Genomic DNA, 24,254 nt, shown 5'->3' on the forward strand with positions numbered 1-24,254 from the left:
TTTTATAATTCATTTTCTTTAAGCTTCAATTTATTCTCTTTACTCGCTTTTCTTCCTTTTAAGAAAAATAGAATAAAGAAAATCATTACAATACCCAAGTAAATAGAGAAACCTCCAACTTTAGCACTTAACGTTTCTACCAGATCTTTATAACTTACCAAGTTGTAAATTTTAATAATTCTTAGTGCAAACCCAATATTTAAAAGATAAAAACCTATTTTAAAAAGACGATTGGTTGCTAACGCAATTTCTGCTTTCTGATTAAAAATATCTAACATAAAAATTTTACTATTTTTAAATAAATTTTGAGAAACAAATGTTGTTAACCCAATAGCAATTGGTAAATAAATGATGTATGCGATTAACTCTAATGAAGTATTCATAATTATTGATTTTTAAAATGTTTGTGAATTAAATAAACTGTGTAAATATTAATGAAATGAAGCGCAGATATAATTAATAATATATAACTCATTCTTGAACTTATTTCAAGAATTGCTTCAACTAAATTTTGTATTTGTTTCATAGAATGCAAACTCCAAATTGCTAACCCTATGTTTAGTAAATAATATGCTATTCTTAATAATTTATTAATTCCGTTTCCAAAATTTATATCGTTAGAAAAATAACTTAATATGTAGGTTTTTCCGTTTCTATAACAAAAATCTCCAACATAAATAACCACTGAACTTGATAATAAAATGTATAATATGTATGTGAATTGGTTCATTTTATTCTTTTTACAGTTTCTAAAACGTATGTCCAAAAGATTGATAAGATTACTGGAATAATATAGATTATATAGAAAATTATATTAGGTTTACTTACATCAAACTCTATTATAAAAAAACAGCTAATAAAATATATTAACACAGAAATTATATAAATACCAATCATACTTCTTATTTTATTTTCAATTAGTTTCAAATAAAACAAAGTAAATAAGAATTAAAAAACTTGATAAGCACCTATTCCAAATGCTAAAATTAAGCCCAGATATAAGAAATCAGCAATAAAACACCCTAAAAGAATAAATAGCAAAAAAGGAATAATTAAGAACCTATTAATCCATGTCATTATCATTATACTTATTTTCATAGTTTCAATAATTTTTGAAAGTTTATATTCAAATTTTTTTACTTTTTTATAATGTTTGTAAAGTTAGACAATAGCCAATGTTCATCAGCTTTTATAGCTTTATCTAAAATACCATTTACAGTTGTTGTTACTTTAGATAGATCATCAAGAACTTGTTTAAATTCATTTGCTTCATCAGAAGTTTCATCAACTTGTTGCAACTCTTCTAAAACTTTTAAGACAGGTTCAATTTCTCTTTTCTTACGCTCTTTTGTAATTTGTTTAAACAATTCCCAAATATCTTTATCGGCAACAAAAAATTCTTTACGCTCACCAACTACAAATTCTTTTCTTACAATTCCCCAATCAATTAATGCTCTTACATTCATATTTACATTTCCACGAGAAATCTGCAACGCTTCCATAATATCTTCAGCAGAAAGTGGTTTTGTAGAAACCAATAATAACGCGTGTACTTGTGCCATTGTTTTATTTATTCCCCAAGAAGTTGCTAAACTTCCCCAAGTATGAATGTATTTTATTTTTGCATCTGCTAATTTCATAAGGCAAATATACAATTACTTTTTAAACTTTCAATAATTATTGAAAATAAAATAATTTATATAAATACGAATCAATATTTACGATTTATTTATCTTCGATTTAAAATAATTAGAAATGAAAATATTAGGAATAGGATCTAGAATAAATCATCCAGAGTTTGGTTTTGGAGTTGTAACCAATGTTGATAGTAAAAACTACTGGGTAACTTTTCAAGAAAATGGATTAGAAACTATTGAGATTAATAGTGAAATAGAAATAATTGAGGCTATTGAAGATGAATTAGACACCGTAAGTTTTTATGAAGTTGAAAGTACATTGAGAAACTTATTAAAGCAATATAGTGACATTTCTGAAGTTGTACATATTGCAGACAAATGGAAAGGTGGGAAACTAATTCTAGAACCAAAAGACACTAATTTAGCTTCTAAAGAAATTCCGATGGACACTTTTTTTAATAAAATAGTTATGGTTCGTGATAGAATCCGTGTAATGGAACAAAAAGTAAATGCCAGTAAAACATTAGACAATCAAGATAAAATTGATTTGCAACAATATATTACCCGAATCTATGGAAGTTTAACAACTTTTAATGTGTTGTTTAAATTGAAAAATCAACATTTTAGTGGTGTAAAATCTAAATAACAAAAAAGCGAAACTGACTAAGTTTCGCTTTTTTGTTTTATGAAATTATTGGTTTTATAAAATTATCAATCCTTTCAACTCCGTTATTTCCTAAGTGTTTTATAAAAGCAGAACCTATAATAGTTCCGTTTGCGTAATTACAAGCAGTTGTAAACGTTTGTTTATCAGAAATACCAAAACCAATAATTAATTTACTTTGTAAATTCATGTTTTTAATCCTTTCGAAATAAGCAACCTGATTGTTAGAAATATCTCCTTTTGCACCAGTAATTGATGCAGATGCAACTACATAAATGAATGCATTTGTATACGAATCAATCTTTCTTATTCTTTCTTCTGAAGTATGCGGGGTAATTAAAAACACATTTGTAATTCCGTATTTTTCAAACAGCGCTTTGTAATGATTTTCAAATTCTATCATTGGTAAATCTGGAAGAATTACCGTATCTATACCACAATCAACTATTTTTTGACAGAATTTTTCTTCACCATATTTTAGCATCTGATTTAAATAGCCCATCAAAACCAAAGGAGTTTTATTAGTGTTTTTTATAGAAAGTAATTGCTCAAAAATAATATCTAAATTAATTCCGTTTTGTAGCGCAACTTGACTACTATCTTGTATAGTTGGTCCATCTGCCAAAGGATCTGAATACGGCAAACCAACTTCTATAAAATCTACACCACTTTTTTCTAATTGAGAAATAACCTCTATTGTGTCTTTCAAATTCGGATAACCAGAAGTAAAATATATAGACAATACATTTTTCTCTTTTTTCTGAAATAATTGCTGAATTGAGTTCATTTTATTCTTCATTTTGTCATTCCCTAGAAATCGGAAATCTATTTTTTATGTATTCTTATAATCATGAGATTCCTGCTTTCGCAGGAATGACAGCTACTTTTCTAAATTATTGATATACGTTTCTAAATCTTTATCTCCTCTGCCTGATAAATTTACAACTACAACTTGGTCTTTTTTGAACTTCATTTTTGGTAAAACTGCCAAAGCATGTGCACTTTCTAAGGCAGGAATAATCCCTTCAATCTTTGTCAATTCGTAAGCCGCTGTTAATGCTTCTTTATCAGTTGCATTCAAAAATTTTGCTCTTTTTGTTTCGTGTAAAAAAGCATGTAATGGTCCAACTCCAGGATAATCTAATCCAGCAGAAATAGAATAAGGTTCTACAATTTGCCCATATTCATCTTGCATTAAAATGGTTTTACTTCCATGAATTACACCAACTTCTCCTAATTGAGAAGTCGCTGCACTTTCTCCAGAATTTACACCTAAACCAGCAGCTTCTACAGCAACTAACTCTACATTTTCATCTTCTAAATAATGATAAAATGCACCTGCAGCATTAGAACCTCCACCAACACAAGCTATAATTGTGTCAGGATTTTCATTTCCTGTTTGTGCTTTTAATTGTGCTTTCATTTCTTCAGAAATTACTGCTTGTAAACGTGCTACCATGTCTGGATAAGGATGTGGACCAACAACCGAACCAATTAAATAATAAGTATCTGGATGCTGAATCCAATAACGAATTGCTTCATTTGTTGCATCTTTTAAAGTCTTACTTCCACTTGTAGCGGCAACAACTTTGGCTCCTAACATTTTCATTCTGGCTACATTTGGAGCTTGACGTTTAATATCAATTTCACCCATAAAAACAGTACATTCTAAGCCCATTAATGCACAAACAGTTGCTGTTGCAACTCCATGTTGCCCAGCGCCAGTTTCTGCAATAATTTTAGTCTTTCCTAAATGTTTGGCTACTAAAATCTGACCAATTGTATTGTTTACTTTATGCGCACCGGTATGATTTAAATCTTCTCGTTTCAAATAAATTGTAGCTCCATATTTTTCCGACAATCGTTTAGCTAAATACAACGGGCTTGGTCGTCCAACATAATGCTGCAACAAATCTTTGTATTCAGTTTGAAATGCCTCTGATTCTAAAATTGTTAGATAATTATCTTCTAACTCTTTAACATTTGGATACAATAATTCTGGAATAAAAGCGCCTCCAAATTGCCCGTAATAACCGTCTTTACTTGGTTGAAATTTCATCTTTAAATTTCTTTATATTTTCTACTGATTTCAATCCTGCCTCAATTTCAAATTGACTATTTACATCTAAAGCATAAATTGGCAAGTCAGTTTTTTTAATTTCTTCTATTTCTTTAATCTGCTCTAATCCTATTCCTCCGCTTAGAAAAAATGGTTTTGAAAACGGATATTCCGCTAAAACTTTCCAATCGAAAGTTACACCATTTCCTCCTCGTTCTTTTCCTTTTGTATCGAATAAAAAATAATTAACTACTTCTTCGTACGATTTTAAAACATCAAAATTGAATTCATCTTTAATTCCAAATACTTTTATAATTTCAATTGGAAACTCAGCAACATATTGCTTGTTTTTTTTCTTTTTTTGCAGCTTATTTTCTTCAATAAACAAAGCCCTTCTGTCTGCTAACTGACTTTTTAATTCTGTAACATATTCCACAGATTCATCTCCATGTAATTGAATGGCATCTAAGCGGTATTCTTCAACCAAAGAAATTACAATCTCTAAATATTCATTAACAAAAACACCTGTCTTTTTTATTGATTTTGGAAGTTCAGGAATAATACCTTCAAAATTTCTCTTTGATTTTTCATAGAAAATAAACCCCAAATAATCAGGTTGCAAATCTGCAACTTGTTGGATATTTTCGATGTATTTCATTCCACAAACTTTCAGCTTCATCTTACCTAATTTGATTGATAAATTCTTGACAAGCTTCTCCTGGATTCTCTGTCTTCATAAAGTTTTCTCCAATTAAAAAACCTTGAAAACCGTATTCTTTTAATCCTGTAATAATTCTTGGATCTGAAATTCCGCTTTCTGAAACTTTAATACAAGTATCAGGAATTTGACCAGCCAATTTTATAGAATGTTCTAAATCAACTTCAAACGTTTTTAAATTACGGTTATTAATTCCGATTATTTTATTGTCTAAATTGTTGATTTTATCTAAATCTTGTTGCGTATGCACTTCATACAAAACCTCTAAACCTAAATCATTTGCTAAGCTCCCGTAATTCTTTAATTCTTCAGCAGTTAAGCAAGAAGCAATTAACAAAATAACATCTGCACCAATGGCTTTTGCCTCCACAATTTGAAATCCGTCAACAATAAAATCCTTTCTTAAAATTGGTTTTATGTTATTGATAACTCTTGCTTCCATTAAATCTGCCATAGTTCCTCCAAAAAAAGAAGTATCTGTTAAAATAGATTGTGCTGCAACATTTGCATCTAAATATCCATTGGTAACTTCAGTAACGGTAGCTTTATCATTAATTATTCCTTTTGATGGAGATTGACGTTTAAACTCTGCTATAATTCCTGTAGAACCAACTTCTAATAAAGATGATCTTAAAGAAATTACAGATCTTTTAAACTTTGGACTTTCCACTAATTTCTTTAATGGAACGTCTGCTTTAATCTTTGCAATTTCTTTCTTTTTAAAAGCTACTATTTTATCTAAAATTGTCATATAATTAATTATGAATTCAAAATTATGAATTACGATTTTTTATTTCTAATAGTTTTTTGAATACTTCCAATAATTTTTAAAATTTCTTCAATATCCTTTAATAATGATTCTGATTCTTTGTCTGATAAAAAATCAGTGTCCTTTAATAATCTAATCCAATAATGAGATTCCCTTGCCTCTTTATAAGCTATAGTTAATTTAGCAAAAAAATCCTTTCTACTTTGACCTCCAATAGCTTCTTCAACATTAGCTCCAATTGATGTTCCTGAACGTAATAACTGCTTACTTAATACAAATTCTTTCTTTTCTTGAGATAAATGTTTGTATAATTTTACAACTCGAACAGCAAAATCATAGCTTTTAATCTGAATTACATTATCCTTTTTCATAATTCATAATTATTAATTCGTAATTAACTTCTTTAATGTTTGTTTTGCTTTCAATCCGAAAAGAGAATCTTTTGCTTCTTCAAAAGCTGTTTCAAAATTTTTATTTGAATCTACAATTTGTAATGCGAAAGCTGCATTTGTTAACACAACTGAATTTTGTGAATCCGTTCCGTTTCCTTCTAAAATATCTTTGAAAATTTTTGCTGCATCAGCAACAGAATTTCCTCCAAAAATTTCTGACTGTTCTATTCTTTTCTGACCAAAATCTTCTGGATTTATTAATTGTTCACCGTTTTTGGTGAATAATTTGAATCCGCTTGTTAACGAAATCTCATCATAACCATCTAATGCATGTACAATTCCGTAGTTTGTATTTTCCTCTTGTAAAATATAATTATACAAACGAGCAACCTCAACATTAAAAGTTCCTAATAATTGGTTCTGTGGCGAACTCGGATTAACCAAAGGCCCTAATATATTAAAGAACGTTTTTAACTTTAATGCTTTCCTTGTTGGTCCAACGGCTTTCATTGCTGGATGAAATTTTGGCGCATGTAAAAAACAAATATTCGCTTTTTCTAAATGCTCTTTTAACGTGTTTTCATCATTTGTAAACTCATAACCAAAACTTTCTAACATATCTGAAGAACCTGACTTTGAAGACACAGAGTAATTACCGTGTTTCGCAACTTTTTGTCCTGTTCCTGCAACAATAAATGAGGTTAAGGTTGAAATGTTGAATGTATCTTTTCCGTCTCCACCAGTTCCAACAATATCAATAGTATTATAGTCTGAAAAATCTACTTTTATTGCCAATTCTTTTAATGCATTTCTAAACCCAGAAAGTTCTTCTACCGTAATTGGGCGCATCATAAAAACAGTCATAAACGACGCTAAATGTGCATCATTGTATTTTTCTGAAGCAATATTAATCAAAACCTCTTTTGCCTGAGATTGCGTTAATCTTTTATGTTGATATAAATCGTTTAAAATATCTTTCATTTCTTTGTCATTCCTGCGTAGGCAGGAATCTATTTTTATTTACCTTTTTAACATTGAGATTCCTGCCTTCGCAGGAATGACAGCATATTTACTTTTTTACACTATTTATAAAGTTTGTTACTAATTGCTCCCCAACTTCAGTTAAAATACTTTCTGGATGAAATTGTACAGCTGAAATTGGAAATGTTTTATGTTCTATAGCCTGAATTCCTCCATCTTCATCTCTTGCTGTTACAATTAAATCCGCTGGAAAACCTTCATCTGTTGCAGCCCAAGAATGATAACGTGCTGCTAAAAATGTTTCTGGAACATCTTTAAAAATAGTAGCTGTTGTATCAGTAATTTTCATTTCTGTTGCTACTCCGTGAAAAACATCGTCTAGATTGATGATTTTCCCACCAAAAACTTCTGTAATTGCTTGCAAACCTAAACAAACACCAAAAATTGGTTTTTTTCCAGCATAGGTTTTAATTACATCTTTTAAAATTCCTGCTTCGTCTGGAATTCCTGGTCCTGGAGACAACATAATTAAATCGTATGTTCCAACTCCTTCAATTGAAATTTCATCGTTTCTATACACATCTGGCGTTTTATTGGTAATTTTCTCAACCATATGAACCAAATTATAGGTAAACGAATCGTAATTGTCTAATATTAATATTTTCATTTTAAAAGCTTTTGGCTTTTGGCTTTTAGCAATTAGCAAAAAACTAACGGCAAACAGCTGAAAGCAATTTTCTAAATATTCTCTGCTAAAATCAACGCTTTATTTAACGCAGCTAACTTATTATTTACTTCTTGTAACTCCTTTTTTTCGTCGGAATGAATTACAATTCCGGCTCCAGCTTGCGAATACAACACGTTGTTTTTACTGACAAAAGAACGGATTGCAATCGCCAAATTTACCGAGCCATTTAAACCGATAATTCCGACAGCGCCACCATAAAATCCACGGGTTTGATTTTCATATTTGTTAATCAATTCCATCGCTTTGTATTTTGGCGCACCACTTAATGTTCCTGCCGGAAAAGTATCGCCAACAATTTCAATCGGATCTCCTTTTATTTTACCACGAACTGTTGAAACCAAGTGAATTACATGGCTAAAATACTGAACTTCTTTAAAAACCTCAACGGTAACATTATCTGCATGTTTGCTTAAATCGTTACGCGCTAAATCTACCAACATTACGTGTTCTGCTGTTTCTTTTTTGTCTTCAGAAAGTTTTTTACCTAACTTAATATCTTCAGCCATATCTCCAGTTCTTCTAAACGTTCCAGCAATTGGATTTATAGTTGCTTTTCCTTCGGAAATTTTAATTTGTGCTTCTGGTGAAGAACCCATTAATTTGAAACTTCCGTAGTCGAAATAAAATAAATATGGCGACGGATTTATAGAACGCAACGCTCTATACACATTGAACTCGTCTCCTTTAAATTTTTGCTGAAATTGGCGTGATAATACCAGTTGAAAAACGTCTCCTCTTTTACAATGTTGTTTTGCTTTTCTTACATATTCTTTAAAATCTTCGTTGGTACAATTTGAAGTTTCATTACCAACAATTTCAAATTTTTGTGTATTGAAAGTTTGCGCTTCAATGATTGTTTCAATTTCAGAAATTCTTGATTCTGTGCCTTCTTCTATGTTTTCAATCAATGTTAATTCATCATTAAAATGATTGATTGCAATGATAAATCGATAAAAACTGTATTGCATCTGCGGAATTGCAGAAGGCGCATCTGGATTGTCGAACTTTATGGTTTCAAAATACTGCACAGAATCAAAAGTTGTGTAACCGTATAATCCGTTGAAAGATTTTAAATTTTCATCACAATTTAAATCTACATTATTACAAAATCCATCAAATAACTCATAGAAATTACCATCAATTTTATGATTATCTACTTCTCTACCTTTATAGTTCGTAGAAAAAACGTTCTTATCTGCTTTCATCGAAAAAACAGGTTCAATAGCTATAAAAGAAAAACTTTCTTCTTTACTATGATAGTCAGAACTCTCTAATAACAAGGTGTTGGCAAACTTATCTCTAAAGCGCAAATACAATCCTACAGGAGTAATTGTGTCTGAAATTCGTTTTTTTGTTATCGTATTAAATTTTATTTTCTTCATTTTATTAAATTGAAAAAGGCTTATCGTGAGATAAGCCTTTTTTATATTTTTTACATATAGGATTTATTCTCACTTATTAATTAAGAGAGTTCCACCACCAAGATATGTTTAATTGTTTATTCATTGTGCAACAAAAGTAAGGTAGATTTTTATATTAAACAACCTTAAAAATGATTTTATTTAACTATTTTAGATAACCACTCTTCAAAATATGGTCTATCATTGTTCCCTTCTCTTTCATACCATTCAGAACAAACAAAGTATTTTTCATCTAAAACCGTTACGGGCTCTTTCCAATAACGAGAAACCTTGACTTCTTCAATAGATTTTACTGACTTAAAAAATGGAAATTGAATTCCAAAAGTAAATTTAGAATATTCTAAGTCTTGCATTTTTTTAAGTTCTTCTTCATTTATTAATTCTTTTCCTAATACTTCATTTAGCTTTAACCTAACATATTTACCTATTGGTATTTTTAAAATCTCTTCTTTTATTTCAAAAACGCTTTCATCAACTTCTTGTAAATTAATTTTCATAATAGCATTTGTAATATTTATATTTCTAATATCATTAATAAAATCTTGAGTTATAGAAATTACATCTCCGTTCTGAAGGTCGTTACTTTTAGCATATTCTTTTGCAACTTTTTTTGGTGAGCTTATAGCGTATAATACTCCTCCATATTCATCAAATAAAATCACAGTTAAATAATCAAAACCCCAACTTCTAATTATACCCAATGAACCAGTTAATTTTCCTTTAACCTTTCTTGATTTCACTTGATATAACCTACCGTCTTTCGCTTTAACATCTGCACTTTTATTAGATGGAGGAAGTAACTCTCCACCCACATAATCTTTAACAAGATGTTCAGCATACTCTCCAACAATATTACTCGTTCTCCCTAATTCATCTTTCATTAGTTTTGCTGACAAATTATAATTTTTCCAAAGTTCCTGTTTCCTATTCATAATTTTTTATTTTTTTTCTATTTGTAAATTATTAATGATTCTTTCTTCCAATAACTCTGACTGATACCCAAAAGCCTGAATTATTTTTTCATCATTATAAAATTTAATTCCTGTTTTAGTTACGTAATCGGGTTTTACTTTTGTAGAAAATGAAATTGTAATTAATTTATCATTATCTAAATTATAACTAACATGCGGCAATATCGGATGGTTTTCTATTCTGTTAGACTCAAAAAACACTTTTAAATCATATTCTGCTTGTTTGTCATTTTGATATGTTATTCCTTTTGATTCTAATAAAACCTCGACAAGACTTTTAAAATAATCAAACGCTTTTTTACGAGCTACTTTAGGGTTTTTATCTTTAAATTCTTCATTTACACTTATTAATTCACTCTCTTTATGTTCTGGATTTCTGTATAGAAATCCGCTGACTAAATAAATCATATTTTTTATTTTTTAATTAAACCCACTCTATTACAAAACCATGATAATGCCAATTATCAACTATTTTTTGGTGTATTTCTTTTTGAGAACTAACAAAAAAATAATCTTCTTTGTTTTTACCATACAAATTGGTTAATTCTAACTTTAAGCCTTTAGCAACATCTATCCTTCTTCCTAATCGGACTGTAAAAAAACTTGACAAATTCTCCAACTCTATCTTATAGTTCCGTAGCTCACTATCATGTTTTACTTTTAAATTACTTTTTAGATAATCAATGTAACAACCATTCCGCGATTTCTCAATACTTACTTTTTCACTTTCGCTTTTAGTAAATTGAGGAGTTGGCAATATTTTAAAATTTTCTACTTTCACTAAATCTGTAATATTATTAACAACATTATAATCACTTGTAAAATTTCCATTATTAAATACATCAACATTTTTTATTATAAAACTTGACGTTCTTAAAAAATTAACTGCAAAATATTTTCTTAAAAAGACCTTATCAACCGTATTGTTAATTGTAATTTCTTCTTGAGTTTTATATTTTAAAAGAATATAAATATGCCATTCGGCATACAAATTAATTAACAACTCAGATTCTATTTCATTTAACGAAGCACCAACAGCACATATTGGTTTTATAACATTAGCGTAATAACTATTTTCAATATCTTCTTTATAAATTGCCTCATCACTAACTCCAAAAGAAAGTGTTAAGGCAATATTAGAATTTGCTTTACCCAGAAAATTTATATCATATAAAGAAAAATCAACATCATCTTTGCTCCTTTGATTAAAAAACTCATCATAGGAAACACAATCTGCTCCGCTTTTAATAAGATATTCATTTTTTATATTAGTAAAAAATTGAATTGCTTCTTCACGTGATTCATTAGGAATTGCACTATTAAAAAACTTTGTTATTTTTTTTAAACGCTTACCATTTACACCCAAGTTCACATAAAACTGAGCATGAACTACATAAAACATTCTACTTGTTTTCATTTTTTTAATTTTATCGTTTACTAAATTCTACAACCAATCTTTAATATATCTTTCTAAAGTTTTTTGCTCTTTTGAAACTTCTTTTACCCCTTTCATTTCTTCATGTATTTTTAATTGTTCTGAAGTGAAAAAATTACTAAAAAAATAGCTGTTTGATTTTCTAAAAAGTTCAGCATTACTTTCTAATAAATTAATTTTAGTTCCGCTAATAATTGTATTAAAATGAGATAGCAACTCCAATTCTTTTTTATAAATGGCTGTTTTTTGTAACGTTCTATTTTTATCCAAGCGCACTGACAGTTCTAAAAAAGTTTCTTTTTCGCTTATAGCATTATCCTCTTTAACACTTTTTACTTCGTAAAACTGAAATGTTGAGAAAAATCGATTATCATTATTATTGTTATGTCGCCTATTATCTTTTAAAAACTTTTGAATTAAATAATTGTGTTCCACAAAAAGGTTATCTAAAACATAACTGTCTTTAAGTTCATTACTAATAAAATTTTTAACATAGTGTTCTTTAGGAGCATCTTCTATTTTGTAGTTTTTATATAATTGTCTTTCTAAAATTAGGCTAATTTTTAATCCATCTTCAACTTCATGTAAAGAAGGACCAACCGCACAAATAGGGTATAAATTTTTACTGTAATCGTAAGTACGTTCTCGTCCTTTAATACCAAAAGAAACAGTTAGCGCAATATTTCCATAACATGCATTCTTTGTATAAAAATACACATCTTGTATTGTATCTACATAAGGTCTTTTTTGTTGCTCTTGCTTTCTTCTTTCTGAATAAGGAAATCTCGGACAATTTATCCAAGTGTTTTTACCTAAAAATTGGTCTCTAATTTCGTCGAAAAAACCTAACGCCTTTTTTCTCAGTTTTTTAGGTTTTTTATTTTCAAAAACCTTTGTAATTTTTTTGAGTTTTTTCTCTTTTGGATCAGAATTTTCAAAAAACTCTGCGTGTACAACATAAAAAATTGGGTAATTGTTCATAATCTTTGTTTTAAAGTTAATTACCTGTATTATCCATATTTTTGCTTTTAATTAACCTTTTCGTCAATTTTCAACATAATTTAACACTATTTTAACTAAAAAAAGACCTTTTTAGAACTCGCGATACACACCAGTACAAAAACTGAGAATCGCGTATTTAAAAAATAAAAATTTTATTTTTTAAATACGCGATTCTTGGGTGATTTTGATTAAAATTACAATCCTATATTTATTTCTAAAAATTTTATTTTTTCCCTTTACTCACATTTTGAGAATTATCCATTAACTGTAATTTAGTCTCAGAGGCAATTAACTTTAACTCTTTAAGCAAAGAATCAGTTTTTATATTTTTTTTAATAAACTCATCTAATTTATTAGAATGGCTTAGCTTAGACAGCTTTTGGTAAGTTATTTTTCCATGAATGTTTTCTTTTAATTCGTTTGTAATCAAAAGAATTGTTGGTAAATTCTTTAAGTTATCATTCATAACATTAAACAAAGAACGATCGTGATCAATCGCTATCTTCCTCAAAGCTGGTACATCAAACGGTTCAATTGTTTTATTGTCAGACAATTTTGTATACGCTAATTTAGATACTCCATTATAAGTAATATAAACTTCATTATTTATAATACACAGCTTCGTTACATCTTTAAAAGATATTTCACTATCCTTTACAAATATATTAATAGAACAAAGTAAATCATTTAACCATTTATTAAAAGCTTTATGCTCTTTTTTCAATCTAAAAATACGAGTTATAAATCTGATAGGAAAAAATATGTTTTCATAAGTGCGATCTTGTGTTTTAATTCGTGACAGAAAAGTTTTTACTAAATCTTTTTTTAAATATACTCTATCTACTATTCCACTAGACAGCACCTTTCCTTTAGTAGTGAAAATTTGCATATTTTCTACTTGTTCCTCACTAGTCTTAACTCCACTTTCAATATCATCCTCAGAATCAGGAAGGTACTCTATTAAAAACTCTAAGTATCGATAAAGAGCACTTTTATAATTTTGTAGAGTTTTTTTAGGGCGACCAAAAATAACTTCAACATTTTTTATTGATAATTCGTCAATTACAAAAGACAAGATTTCATTAATAGCTTTATAGTTCTTTTTTTCAAATTCTGTATTAAGCGTTGTAAATAAATTCAACTGTTCTTCTTTCTTTTCCTTAGAAAAGGAAATAAGTTTATTTACTCCAGAAACATAACTTAAATATGATATCGCTGACCCTTCCGTAATTTGAGTATTTTCAATTAACCAATTTTTATACTCATTTTTTAATAGAAATTCATTTTTCACTTTTATAACATTTTATTTAAACATTAATACTCTCTAACAATCTTAATAAATGTTTTACACATTTAAATTTTCCACCAAGATATAAAACCTCTCTCTAATTTAATAGATAACTTTTCAACATATTTATAATTTACAACATCTTGCCACCAATCTTTTGGCAAACTATCTTTCCCATAAAAAACACCTGCTAAACCTCCTGTTATTGCTCCAATAGTATCGGTGTCTTCACCTAAATTAACAGCTTTTAAAACAGCTTCCTTATAAGAGTTTGTAGTTAAAAAGCACCAAATACTTGCTTCTAAACTATCAATTACATAACCTGTAGATTTTACTTGATTTTCATCTAATTTAGAAATATCGCTTTTAATTAAGCTATCAAATTTTTCTTGCTCATAAACTGATATTTCATTTTCTTTAAAGAAGACTTTCACACGGTTTTGCGTGTTTTTATAAGCTGTTTGTTTTTCTTTTCCCTTTATCAGTTCGTCTATTAAAACAAGATAGACTAAACACGAAATTGCAGAACGTATATGTCCATGCGTTAATGCAGAAACATTCCATATTTTTTCAAACTCTTGCTCTACTCCTTTCTTTTTTACTTCATAATACAAAGGTAAAATTCGCATTAAAGAGCCATTACCGTTTGTTTTTTCATCAGTTTCTAACTTTAACAATTCTAATTCTTTGTAATTTTTAGCTTCAATAATGGTCACTAATTTAGCTATAGCTTTACTTGTGGTAAAACCAATATCAAAAACTTCTCCGTGTGGTGTAAATGCAGCCTCAAACTTCCAAGCAATAAAATTTTTGGCAATATCTTTTAAACTGAATCCCTTTTGCAAACTTTTTAATGTACAAAGGGTGAGCGAACTATCGTCTGACCAAGTTCCTTTTGGCTGTAGATAAGTTCCGTATTCACGCATATCCACAACTGGATTTTCTTTTAATTGTTCTCTTGTTTGAAATTCAACAGGAACACCTAAGGCATCTGCTAAAATCAATCCCATAATTCCGTTTGAAAGCTTCTTTTTTTTCATATTGCTTATCTCTTGAGAGCTTAAAGCTAATAATTAATAGTAGATTATTAATAAAAAATTACAATAACCTGTTTTTAACAAAAAAATCTCGCTAAAGCGAGATTTTTATATTTTTCAAGGATACATAAAGACTATTTCCTAATTATCTTCACATTCATTTCTTCAACCTTTTTATCTGATAAAATTGATGGTGCGTTAAATAATAAATCTTCAGACGAACCTGTTTTAGGAAAAGCCATTACTTCTCTAATAGAAGCTTTCTTTTCTAAAATCATCATTAAACGGTCAACTCCCCAAGCAATTCCTCCATGTGGTGGCGCTCCATATTGAAATGCTTTGTACATGGTTCCTACACTTTTCATCATTTCTTCTTTATCATAACCCATGTTTTTATAGGTTGCTTCTAAAATTTCTGATTTGTGTGCACGAACAGAACCTCCACCAATTTCATAACCGTTTAAGATTAAATCATATTGTTGAGCAATAATGGTTCCTATTTCCTCACCTTCTCCAGTCATGTGCTTTTCTAAATCGTAGATTGCTGGCATAGAAAATGGATTGTGTGTAAATGTCCATCTTCCTTCGTCTGTTTTTTCAAACATTGGAAAATCTACAACCCAAGCAGGCCTTAACTCTTTAGGATTAATCAATTTTAACAAGCGCCCCATTTCTTGACGAACAGCGTCTAATGCTTTGTTTGCTGTTGCATAATCTGCCGCAGAGAAAAACACAATATCTCCAACTTGCGCATTGGTTACTTTTATAATATTTGCTGCAATTTCTTCGCCTAAAAATTTAATAATTGGCGATTGTAAATCGTTTTCATTTACAATAATATACGCCAAACCGCCTAAACCATTTTGTTGTGCAATAGCTGTTAGGTTTTCAATTTGACCTTTAGACATTCTTTTGTTTCCTTGCTCTTTTGCAGAAACTTTAATACATTTTACAATTCCGCCTTCTTCAATAGGTTTACTAAAGACTTGGAACGTTGTATCTTTTACAATGTCTGTAATGTCTTGCATTTGCAATCCATAACGTAAATCTGGTCTATCGCAACCATATTTATCCATTGCATTTTTATATGTTATGACTTCAAACGGATGTAAAATCCATTTTTTACCATAAATTTTACGTACAATTTCATTAAACATTTTGGTGTTTAAATCGATAATCTGTTGCATACTTGCGTACGCCATTTCAATATCTAATTGTGTAAACTCTGGTTGTCTGTCTCCGCGAGAATCTTCATCTCTAAAACAACGTGCAATTTGGAAGTATTTTTCAAATCCACCCACCATTAACATTTGTTTAAATTGTTGTGGCGCTTGTGGAAGCGTATAAAAAGAACCTGCTTGTTTTCTTGTTGGAACAATAAATTCTCTTGCGCCTTCATCTGTACCAGCAGTTAAAATTGGCGTTTCAATTTCTAAAAATTCCTCTTCGTCTAAAATATCTCGCATTAGCTTGATAACCTTATGACGGTTTACAATTGCTTTACGAACTTCATCATTTCTATGATCTAAAAATTTATATTGAAAACGAACCTGCTCATTACTTTTAAATGCTCTTTTAATTTCGAAAGGCAACGTTTTAGAAAGGTTTAAAATCTCTAAACTAGCCGTTTCTAATTCTAATTTACCAGTTCTTAAACCTACATTATAATCGTCTTCATTTCTTTGCACTACAACACCAGTTACAGCAATTACCGATTCTGGTTTCAGCTTTACTAATTCGTCTAAATTAGGAAACGTTTCTTTACTTAAACGTACTTGAAAAACTTGATTACTTGAATCTCTTAAATCGATAAAAATTAATTCTCCATGATCTCTAACACTTGCAACCCAACCCGATAATGTTACTTCTTCTTTGATTGAAGCTTCGGATAATTGAGAAATTTTATGTGTTCTGTATTCTTCTTTTATAATAATAGGAATTTGTGGTAACTCCTCTTCTGCTTTTGGATGTTCGCTATTTGCTTTTGGCTGTTCGCTTTTGGCTGTTTGCTCTTGGCTATTATCTAAAGGCGAATTGCTAACAGCTCTTATAATTCCCTCTCTAATTACTTTTCCGGAAGCTCCTTTGCCTATAATTCCAATTACTTTACCAACAAGAATACCTGCTTTACCTTGGTTTCCTGCTTTAATATCGTTTGCAATTGCTTCATTTTCTGAAACTACCTTCTGAATTGCAGCTTCAATTTGAGCTCCTGAAATTGTATTTGTTTTAAAATATGCTGTATAGTCAAATTTTGAATCTTTTAATAAAGATGTAATAGCATTTTGAGCCAACACAACCGTTACTTTATCTTCTTTTAATAAAGAGAAAATAGCGCTTAAATCGTCAATATTCTGAATATCCTTATATTGTTCTGGCTTAATATTATTGGTTAACGTTTTTGCTACAAAAGAAGCATCATTCACCTTATTATTAATAGCTACAAAGGTTTCTGAACGCAACGAATCTGCTGTAAAAAACTTAGCATCTTGTGGTAAAACACCACCTTCAATCAAAATTGATTCAACTGCATAAGGCAAAGAACTTACATCAACATCTATACTTTCTACAACATTTTTTATGCTTACAAAAGGTAAATCTGGCTCAGAAATAAAACGATAATCTGCTTCAAATTCCTTTTTACGCATTGTTTTGGTTTGCTTTAAATCAGCATCCCATAAAACTGTTGTTTGATCTGGTCTAAACGCGTTATTTTCTATATAGTAATTTAGTTGTTTTTCAATTTCTTCCTTTAAAGCATCAACCATAAACTTAAAAGAATTTAAGTTTTTGATTTCTGTACGCGGATTTAAACCTGTATCATTTTTCTTTCTTAAGGATACAGAAACATCCGATTTAAACTCTCCTTTTTCTAGGTTTGCTTCCGATATTTTTAAATTCTGAACAATACGCTGAATGTATTGTGCGTATATAGATGCGTCTTCAATATTACGAACACAAGGTTCCGTAACAATTTCAATTAACGGAACACCCGCTTTATTAAAATCAACCAAAGAAACTTTCTTTTCGTGCATCAATTTTGCTGCATCTTCCTCAATATGAACTTGCGTTAATTCTACTGTAAATTGACTCCCATCATTTCTATAACAAGAAACTTTTCCGTCTGGAATTACAGGATTATGAAACTGTGTAATTTGAATATTTTTAGGGTTATCAGGATATTCATAATGTTTACGATCCCACGAGATTACTTCATTAGAAAAAGTAGACTCTACAGCCTTTCCAAAATAAATAGCTTTTGTAATTGCTTCTTTATTTATAGATGGTAAAACACCCATTTGCCCAGTACAAACAGAACAAATATTCTGATTTGGTTTTTCTATTTCTTGATTTGCACAAGAACAGAATAACTTTGTTTTTGTATTTAATCGAACGTGTGTTTCTAAACCAATTACTAACTCTAAATCGTGCTTTTCTATAAGCTCATTTAATTGTTCCAATTCCATTATATCGTATCTTTTAAGAAGTTAGCAAACTTCAAAACGAGTTCGTCATTATTTTTTGCAGCCGTAATTTGCAATCCAGTTTCTGTTCCTTGTGGCACTGTTAACGTTGGTAATTGTCCTAAACTAAACCCAACCGTATACGCATCAGACAAATACATTGCTAATGGATCTTTTAAACTATCGCCAATTTTTGGTGGCGAATTTGGAGTAACAGGTGATAAAATAATATCAACTTCTTTAAAATCTTTTTCAAAATTTTCAGAAATCTGATCTCTTAAATTCAATCCTTTTAAATAGATTTCATCAGAAAAACCTTGCGATAACACTTGATTACCACCAACTATTCTACGTTTTGTTTCTTCAGAAAAATTCTCAGATCGCGTAATTGAATACGTGTCTTTTAAATTAACTCCCTCTATTCTGTTTCCGTAATTTGTACCATCTAATCTAGAAAGATTTGATGCTGTTTCTGCCATTGCCAACGTGTAATACGTAGAAACTAAGGTGTCAGATTCAAAGAAATCTAACTCTTTAACTTCAATTCCTTTGGCTTTTATTTTTCCTATTGCTGATAAAAAATCTGCTTTTACTTTTGCATCAATTGCATCCGTTTCAATGAAATTTTTAAAATAACCAACGGTTTTAATTTCATCAGCATTTAAAATATTTTGTTCTGATATTGCTTTGGATTGATACGTAGTTTGGTCTTTAATATCCTTACCACTCATCACATTTAAAACAATTCTAATATCTTCTATCGATTTTGCAATGGGTCCAACACAATCTGTAGATGAAGCATACGCCATTAATCCGAATCTAGAAATTCTACCGTAGGTTGGTTTTAATCCATAAATTTTATTGTAACCTGCTGGTTGACGAACAGAACCTCCTGTATCTCCACCAATTGAAAAAACCGTAAAGTCTTTTGCTACATTTACAGCAGAACCTCCACTTGATCCTCCAGAAACTAAATCTGTATTAATTGCATTTTTAACAGCGCCGAAAATGGTGTTTTCTGATGAAGAACCATGCCCAAAACTATCACAATTTTCTTTTACTAACGGGATTGCGCCTGTATCTAATAATTTTTGAATAGCTGTTGCCGTATATGGCGATTTGTATTTCTTCAACAAATCTGAACTTGCAGTTGTTAAAGTTCCTTGCACCATGTACACATCTTTAATTCCGAAAGGAATCCCCTCTAACAAACCAATTTCTTGTCCACCTGCAATTTTAACATCTACTTTTGCCGCTAAATCTAACGCCAAAGTATCTAAAAGTGAGTTAACAGTATTGTGTGTATTCGATTTTAATAAATCTAACCTTTCTTGCACTAATTTTGTACATGAAATTTCTTTGCTCACCAATTGTTGATGAATTTTATGTATTTGAGATTCCATAATTATTCTTCTATCACTTTAGCAACTACTAAGTATCCGTTCTTTTCTTTCGGGAAGTTTTCAATAATGATTTCTTTTTCCGCTTGCGGACTATCAATTACCACATCTTCTCTTAAATCATCTAAAGACACTGCGTTATTATGATTTGTATTAACGGCATTATTATTTGAAGTGTTTGCGCTTTTAATTGCGTCAAACAATTTACTTACAGCTTCAGATTCTTTAGCTCCTTTAATACTCGACAAAATGTCGACAGTCATTATTTTACTCATCTCTTTATTTTTAGTTTCCCTCTTTCGTGAGAATGACAATTCTTTTGAAACCTCGCAGAAAATCGAGAAACATTTCTTTAATTAAAAAAGCCTTCCAAAATTTGGAAGGCTTTATATATTTCTAAACAACAACCTTCCGTCCTATAAATTAGGATTATTGAAATTACGATTGTTATTATTGTTTGTCATTTTTGTTATATTACTGACAAATATATGTAGAAAATATGGTACAAAAACCTCTTTCTCTTATTTTTATAAAGCTATTGAAGTATTTGTAAAATATTGATATTTAATTACAGATATTGTAAAATAACGCGAAATATTACGTACACTTTCATTAAATAAATATTTTAACGACACTGGACACATGCTTTAAAATAATTAAAAGTGACACTAAAAAAACTAGATTGTTAATAAGCAACAGTATTCTAGTTAATTTTTTATTGTTAATTAAAATTGCGTTTCCTATTTTTGTAGCGAACATTCGCTAACAGGATTCAAAACACACAACAACAAATGAAAATCAAAAAAGTACTTGTCGCAAACAGAGGAGAAATCGCTATTAGAATTTTTAGAGCTTGTACAGAAATAAGCGTTAAAACTGTAGGAATTTACACCTTTGAGGACAGATATTCTCTACACAGATATAAAGCTGACGAATCTTACCAAATTGGAGAGAATAACGAACCCTTAAAGCCTTATTTAAACATTGATGAAATTATTAGAGTTGCTTTAGAAAGTGGCGCTGATGCGATACATCCTGGTTATGGATTTTTATCTGAAAATGCAAATCTTGCTCAAAAATGTAAAGACAACGGTCTTATTTTTGTTGGACCAAAAGTGTCTGTTTTAAAATCTTTAGGTGATAAAATCACCGCAAAAGAAGTTGCTGTTGCTAACAATATTCCAATTATTAAAAGTAATGACAAACCTTTAAAAGATATTGAAACTGCTTTAAGCGAAGCTGATAAAATCGGCTACCCTATTATGCTAAAAGCCGCTTCTGGTGGTGGCGGAAGAGGAATGCGTGTTATTAGAAAAGCAGATGAATTAAAACGTGCTTTTAACGAAAGTAAGCGTGAAGCTTTAAATGCTTTTGGAGACGATACTGTTTTTCTTGAAAAGTTTGTTGAAAACCCAAAACATATTGAAATTCAGATTGTTGCCGACAATTATGGAAATACAGTTCATCTTTTTGAACGTGACTGCTCTGTGCAACGTCGTTACCAAAAAGTAATTGAATTTGCACCTTCGTTTGATTTAGCACAAGAAACAAAAGATGCACTTTACACATACGCAATTAACATTTGTAAAGCTGTAAACTATAATAATATTGGTACTGTAGAATTTTTAGTTGATGATGATGGTTCTATATATTTTATTGAAGTAAACCCACGAGTTCAGGTAGAACATACCGTTACCGAAGTAGTAACAAATATCGACTTAATTAAGACTCAATTATTTATTGCTGGCGGCTATAAATTGGCAGATCAGCAAATTAAAATACCAAATCAAGAAGCAGTAAAAGTAAATGGTTACGCTTTACAATGTAGAATTACTACGGAAGATCCTCAAAATGATTTTAAACCAGATTATGGAGAAATTACAACCTACAGAAGTGCTTCAGGGTTTGGAATTCGTTTAGACGCAGGTAGCGTGTATCAAGGTGCAATTATTTCACCTTTTTTCGATTCTATGTTGGTAAAAGTTACTGCAAATAGTAGAACTTTAGACGGTGCTTGCAGAAAAGTACGAAGAGCTTTAGCAGAATTCAGAATTAGAGGTGTAAAAACAAATATGCCGTTTTTAGATAATATTCTAAAACACGAAACTTTTAGAAAAGGAGAAGTTACCGTAAACTTTATCAAACAAAATCCTGATTTATTCAATTTTAAAGCCCCAAGAAATAGAGCTACAAAATTAGTTACCTATTTAGGTGATGTTATTGTAAACGGAAATTCGGATGTAAAAAAATTAGATCCAACAAAAACGTTTGTAACACCTGTTGTTCCTAAATTTGATGCAAACGCAAGTTTCCCGAAGGGAACAAAAGATTTATTAACAGAATTAGGCCCAGATAAATTTTCTCAGTGGTTAAAAAATGAAAAGAAAGTTCATTTTACAGACACCACAATGCGTGATGCACATCAGAGTTTATTGGCAACCAGAATGCGAACCTACGATATGCTAAAAGTTGCTGAAGGATATGCAAAAAACAATCCGAATATCTTTAGTATGGAAGTTTGGGGAGGCGCAACTTTTGATGTTTGTATGCGTTTTTTACAGGAAAATCCGTGGGAACGATTGCAATTATTACGTAAATCGATGCCAAACGTATTGCTTCAAATGCTAATTAGAGGTTCAAACGGAGTTGGTTACACCGCATATTCAGACAATTTAATTGAAAGTTTTGTGCAACAATCTTGGGAAAACGGAGTGGATATTTTTAGAATTTTCGATTCGTTAAACTGGATGAAATCAATTGCACCTTGTATAGAGCACGTTAGAAATAAAACGGACGGTTTAGCCGAAGGATCAATCTGCTATACAAACGATATATTAGACCCTAAAAACAAAAAATACAATCTTAAATACTTCACAACTTTAGCAAAAGATATCGAAAATGCAGGTGCGCATATTCTTGCCATAAAAGACATGGCTGGTTTATTAAAACCATATGCAGCATTCGAATTGGTTTCAGCATTAAAACAAGAGGTAAATATTCCTATTCATTTACATACTCACGACACTTCATCTATTCAATCAGCAACCTATTTAAAAGCTATTGAAGCAGGTGTAGACGTTGTTGATGTTGCATTGGGTGGTTTATCTGGATTAACATCTCAACCTAACTTTAATTCGGTTGCCGAAATGATGAAATTCAACGAAAGAGAAAGTGATTTAAATATCGATTCTTTAAATGAATATTCTAATTATTGGGAAACTGTGAGAGAATATTATTATCCGTTTGAATCTGGTTTAAAAGCGGGTTCTGGTGAAGTTTTTAAACACGAAATTCCTGGTGGTCAATATTCAAATTTAAAACCACAAGCGCAAGCATTAGGCTTGGAAGATAGATTCCACGAAATAACTAAAATGTATGGCGATGTAAACCTACTTTTTGGAGATATTGTAAAAGTAACTCCAAGTTCTAAAGTTGTTGGAGACATGGCGCAATATTTAGTGAGTAATAATCTAACAGTACAAGATGTTTTAGAACGCGGTGACACTATTTCATTTCCACAATCTGTAGTGAGCTTTTTTAAAGGAGATTTAGGGCAACCCGTTGGTGGATTCCCAAAAGACCTTCAGAAGTTGATTTTAAAAGATGAAGCACCTTACACAGATAGACCAAACGCTCATATTGAACCTTTAGACATTGATGCTGAATATGCCGATTTCAAAAAAATATTTGAAAACGATTTAAGTAGGAAAATTGATTTTACGGATTTCTTATCGTATAAACTATATCCAAAAGTTTTTACAGATGCCTACAACAAGCATTTAAAATACGACAGTTTAATAAATTTACCTACCAAAAATTTCTTCTACGGAATGGAACGTGGCGAGGAAATTATAGTAGAATTAGACAAAGGAAAAACGCTGCTAATCACTTTAGATTCTATTGGAAGAGCCAATGAAGACGGAATAGTAAAAGTTTATTTTAAAGTAAATGGTCAAGTTAGAACAGTTCAAATAAAAGACGAATCTATAAAAATTAACAAAGTAGAACACGTAAAAGCTGAAAAAGCCAACGAGAAAGAAATTGGTGCGCCTTTACAAGGAATGTTATCTACTATTTTGGTTAAAAAAGGTGAAAAAGTAAGTAAAAACCAACCTTTATTTATTATTGAAGCCATGAAAATGGAAACCACCATTACCGCAACAGAAGACGCAACCATAAAACAGTTAGTTTTAAAAGCTGGAGTTATGGTAAACTCAGAAGATTTAGTGATTAAATTAGCATAAAACACAGTTTACACCAAACTTAAA

22 protein-coding genes are annotated in these 24,254 nt (G+C 30.2%); 2 read left to right on the forward strand and 20 right to left on the reverse strand.

The genetic code is table 11. The features are described from left to right. Window positions 1-2 precede the first annotated feature (2 nt). From LPB136_RS07070 to LPB136_RS07080, 3 genes are all read right to left on the reverse strand, one after another. Window positions 3-383 carry a hypothetical protein gene (locus LPB136_RS07070; protein ID WP_072555444.1) on the reverse strand — a complete coding sequence of 127 codons (381 nt, stop codon included), beginning with the start codon at window positions 381-383 and terminating at the stop codon, window positions 3-5. Window positions 384-385: 2 nt separating this feature from the next. Continuing rightward, a complete protein-coding gene (locus LPB136_RS07075; protein WP_072555445.1) occupies window positions 386-730 on the reverse strand; it encodes a hypothetical protein in 345 nt (114 codons plus the stop codon). 406 nt (window positions 731-1,136) lie between these two features. After that, entirely contained in the window at window positions 1,137-1,640 is a 504-nt protein-coding gene (locus LPB136_RS07080; protein WP_072555446.1) for a GbsR/MarR family transcriptional regulator, read from the reverse strand. A gap of 115 nt (window positions 1,641-1,755) precedes the next feature. Here LPB136_RS07080 and LPB136_RS07085 point away from each other — a divergent pair, with 115 nt between their 5' ends. Beyond that, window positions 1,756-2,283: a hypothetical protein gene (locus LPB136_RS07085; RefSeq protein ID WP_072555447.1), complete on the forward strand. Its 528-nt coding sequence runs from the start codon at window positions 1,756-1,758 to the stop codon at window positions 2,281-2,283. Window positions 2,284-2,320: 37 nt separating this feature from the next. On the opposite strand, the gene trpA is transcribed toward LPB136_RS07085, so the two are convergent. The 17 genes from trpA to LPB136_RS07170 form a co-directional block, all read right to left on the reverse strand. Continuing rightward, complete coding sequence (gene trpA, locus LPB136_RS07090; protein WP_072555448.1) at window positions 2,321-3,088, reverse strand: tryptophan synthase subunit alpha; 768 nt, start codon at window positions 3,086-3,088, stop codon at window positions 2,321-2,323. A gap of 93 nt (window positions 3,089-3,181) precedes the next feature. Beyond that, window positions 3,182-4,360, reverse strand: a complete 1,179-nt coding sequence (gene trpB, locus LPB136_RS07095; RefSeq protein ID WP_072555449.1) for a tryptophan synthase subunit beta — start codon at window positions 4,358-4,360, stop codon at window positions 3,182-3,184. After that, window positions 4,341-5,039: a phosphoribosylanthranilate isomerase gene (locus tag LPB136_RS07100; RefSeq protein ID WP_072555450.1), complete on the reverse strand. Its 699-nt coding sequence runs from the start codon at window positions 5,037-5,039 to the stop codon at window positions 4,341-4,343. The genes trpB and LPB136_RS07100 overlap by 20 nt, the downstream gene beginning before the upstream one ends. Before the next feature lies 1 nt (window position 5,040). Beyond that, window positions 5,041-5,829 (reverse strand): indole-3-glycerol phosphate synthase TrpC, encoded by a 789-nt coding sequence (gene trpC, locus LPB136_RS07105; RefSeq protein ID WP_072555451.1) that lies wholly within the window; start codon window positions 5,827-5,829, stop codon window positions 5,041-5,043. Window positions 5,830-5,858: 29 nt separating this feature from the next. Then, a complete protein-coding gene (locus LPB136_RS07110; protein WP_072555452.1) occupies window positions 5,859-6,218 on the reverse strand; it encodes a four helix bundle protein in 360 nt (119 codons plus the stop codon). A gap of 12 nt (window positions 6,219-6,230) precedes the next feature. Then, window positions 6,231-7,220, reverse strand: a complete 990-nt coding sequence (gene trpD, locus LPB136_RS07115; protein WP_072555453.1) for an anthranilate phosphoribosyltransferase — start codon at window positions 7,218-7,220, stop codon at window positions 6,231-6,233. An 88-nt stretch (window positions 7,221-7,308) separates the two neighbouring features. Then, window positions 7,309-7,887, reverse strand: a complete 579-nt coding sequence (locus tag LPB136_RS07120) for an anthranilate synthase component II (protein WP_072556941.1) — start codon at window positions 7,885-7,887, stop codon at window positions 7,309-7,311. A gap of 71 nt (window positions 7,888-7,958) precedes the next feature. Then, on the reverse strand, window positions 7,959-9,350 hold the full coding sequence (locus tag LPB136_RS07125; RefSeq protein ID WP_072555454.1) for an anthranilate synthase component I family protein: 1,392 nt from the start codon (window positions 9,348-9,350) through the stop codon (window positions 7,959-7,961). 176 nt (window positions 9,351-9,526) lie between these two features. After that, on the reverse strand, window positions 9,527-10,321 hold the full coding sequence (locus LPB136_RS07130) for a thioredoxin domain-containing protein (RefSeq protein ID WP_158009617.1): 795 nt from the start codon (window positions 10,319-10,321) through the stop codon (window positions 9,527-9,529). Between the two features lie 6 nt (window positions 10,322-10,327). Next, entirely contained in the window at window positions 10,328-10,768 is a 441-nt protein-coding gene (locus LPB136_RS07135) for a hypothetical protein (RefSeq protein WP_072555456.1), read from the reverse strand. Window positions 10,769-10,784: 16 nt separating this feature from the next. Then, window positions 10,785-11,777, reverse strand: coding sequence for a hypothetical protein (locus tag LPB136_RS07140; RefSeq protein WP_072555457.1), 993 nt, complete (start codon window positions 11,775-11,777; stop codon window positions 10,785-10,787). A gap of 27 nt (window positions 11,778-11,804) precedes the next feature. Beyond that, window positions 11,805-12,776, reverse strand: a complete 972-nt coding sequence (locus LPB136_RS07145; RefSeq protein ID WP_072555459.1) for a hypothetical protein — start codon at window positions 12,774-12,776, stop codon at window positions 11,805-11,807. Between the two features lie 244 nt (window positions 12,777-13,020). Then, the gene (locus LPB136_RS07150) at window positions 13,021-14,088 is read right to left on the reverse strand and encodes a hypothetical protein (RefSeq protein ID WP_072555461.1); all 1,068 of its coding nucleotides are present in this window, start codon (window positions 14,086-14,088) and stop codon (window positions 13,021-13,023) included. Window positions 14,089-14,150: 62 nt separating this feature from the next. Next, window positions 14,151-15,125, reverse strand: a complete 975-nt coding sequence (locus LPB136_RS07155) for an ADP-ribosylglycohydrolase family protein (RefSeq protein WP_072555463.1) — start codon at window positions 15,123-15,125, stop codon at window positions 14,151-14,153. A 131-nt stretch (window positions 15,126-15,256) separates the two neighbouring features. Beyond that, entirely contained in the window at window positions 15,257-18,589 is a 3,333-nt protein-coding gene (gene gatB/aspS, locus LPB136_RS07160) for a bifunctional amidotransferase subunit GatB/aspartate--tRNA ligase AspS (RefSeq protein ID WP_072555464.1), read from the reverse strand. Beyond that, window positions 18,589-19,989 carry an amidase family protein gene (locus LPB136_RS07165; protein WP_072555466.1) on the reverse strand — a complete coding sequence of 467 codons (1,401 nt, stop codon included), beginning with the start codon at window positions 19,987-19,989 and terminating at the stop codon, window positions 18,589-18,591. Before LPB136_RS07165 ends, gatB/aspS begins: the two co-directional genes overlap by 1 nt. A 2-nt stretch (window positions 19,990-19,991) precedes the next feature. Further along, window positions 19,992-20,249 (reverse strand): Asp-tRNA(Asn)/Glu-tRNA(Gln) amidotransferase subunit GatC, encoded by a 258-nt coding sequence (locus LPB136_RS07170; protein WP_083426233.1) that lies wholly within the window; start codon window positions 20,247-20,249, stop codon window positions 19,992-19,994. Window positions 20,250-20,777: 528 nt separating this feature from the next. Between LPB136_RS07170 and LPB136_RS07175 the strand changes: the two genes are divergently transcribed. Next, on the forward strand, window positions 20,778-24,230 hold the full coding sequence (locus LPB136_RS07175) for a pyruvate carboxylase (RefSeq protein ID WP_072555470.1): 3,453 nt from the start codon (window positions 20,778-20,780) through the stop codon (window positions 24,228-24,230). Window positions 24,231-24,254 lie beyond the last annotated feature (24 nt).

This window comes from Tenacibaculum todarodis (assembly GCF_001889045.1).
In the GTDB taxonomy this organism is placed as follows: domain Bacteria; phylum Bacteroidota; class Bacteroidia; order Flavobacteriales; family Flavobacteriaceae; genus Polaribacter; species Polaribacter todarodis.